Here is a 1,442-nt window from a genome sequence, read left to right as displayed (position 1 = left end):
TTGAACTGACCCCCGAAAGTTGGACATCCAACCTCGGGGGTTTTCATGTCCAAGTACAGCCTATCGTTCAAGCAGAGCGTCGTGGAGTTCTACGGCGACGGCGAGCGAAGCTATCGGGAGGTCGGTTTACGTTTCGGCCTGGACCATTCGATGGTTCGCAAGTGGGTAGCGAGCCATGCGGCACATGGCGTGGCTGGCCTGTGCAAGAAATTCAGCCACTATGATGCCCCCTTCAGGCTATCGGTGCTCGAGCGGATGTGGAAGGATAGCCTGTCGCGTCGACAGGCAGCTGCGCTCTTCAACATTCGCAATGCTGGTTGCCTGTCGGTTTGGGAGAGGCAATATGAGCGCGGTGGGATTGAAGCCTTGGCCCCGCGCCGGAGAGAGAAATCCCGATCGATGCCAGAACCACCCATCACAGACAGTGGAACGGATGGACTGCAGAGCGATGAGGCCAAGAGCCGTGAAGAGCTCATGGCGGAGCTGGCTTATCTGCGCATGGAGAACGCCTACCTAAAAAAACTGGAGGCCTTAGCGCGGGAACATCAAACGCCGACAAGGCGCAAGCCGTCCAGGCGTTAAGGCCACTCCATCCATTGGACGGGCTGCTGAAGCTTTCGGGCCTGGCACGCAGCACGTTCTATTATCAGCAGAAGACGCTGTCGTCGGCCGACCGGCATGCGGCCTTGAAAACGACGATCCGATCGATCTTCGAGGCACACAAGGGACGCTACGGCTATCGTCGGGTGACTGCCGCGATCCGGGGGCTCGGAGAGGCGATCAATCACAAGACCGTCCAGCGGCTGATGGTCGAGATGGGATTGAAGTCCCTGGTCCGGCCGAAGAAATACCGCTCCTACAAAGGCCAGGCCGGACGTGTCGCACCAGACCTCCTCCAGCGACAGTTCACCGCCGAGCGCATGAATCAGAAATGGACGACAGATGTCACCGAGTTCAACGTGGCCGGCGAGAAGCTCTACCTATCGCCGGTCATGGACCTCTACAACGGCGAAATCGTCGCCTTCGAAACGGCGAGACGACCGATCTTCAAATTGGTCCAGAACATGCTGACCAAGGCGCTGGATCAGATAGATGACGATGAGAGGCCGATCCTGCATTCCGATCAGGGATGGCACTATCAGATGCCGACCTGGAACCGCATGCTCGAAAGCCGCAACATCGCCCAGAGCATGTCACGCAAGGGCAACTGCCTCGACAACGCCGCAATGGAGAGCTTCTTCGCCACCCTCAAATCCGAGTTCTTCCACCCCAACCGCTTCGACAGTATCGAAAGTCTGAAAGAGGGGGTTGAGGACTATATCCGCTATTACAACAACGACCGCATCAGGCTGAAACTCAAAGGACTGAGCCCTGTACAATACAGGACCCAGCCCTTAACTCTTCCCAGTCTGTAAACCGTCCAACTTTACGGGGTCAGTTCA

Annotated in this window: 1 protein-coding gene; it reads left to right on the top strand. The window is 57.3% G+C overall.

Going from position 1 to position 1,442, the window contains the following annotated elements; all coding sequences use genetic code 11:
* The first annotated feature begins 45 nt into the window (after window positions 1-45).
* Window positions 46-1,415 (top strand): IS3 family transposase gene (locus OLZ32_RS39100; protein WP_264425721.1). Its coding sequence is split into 2 segments (ribosomal slippage): window positions 46-523 and window positions 523-1,415, totalling 1,371 coding nucleotides; the frame shifts between segments, so codons are not numbered across the junction.
* Window positions 1,416-1,442: the final 27 nt, after the last annotated feature.

It is taken from the genome of Rhizobium acaciae (assembly GCF_025941625.1).
Taxonomy (GTDB): Bacteria; Pseudomonadota; Alphaproteobacteria; order Rhizobiales; family Rhizobiaceae; genus Rhizobium; species Rhizobium acaciae.
Note: the sequence above shows the minus strand (reverse complement) of the source record. Positions and strands in the feature narration are given on the sequence as shown.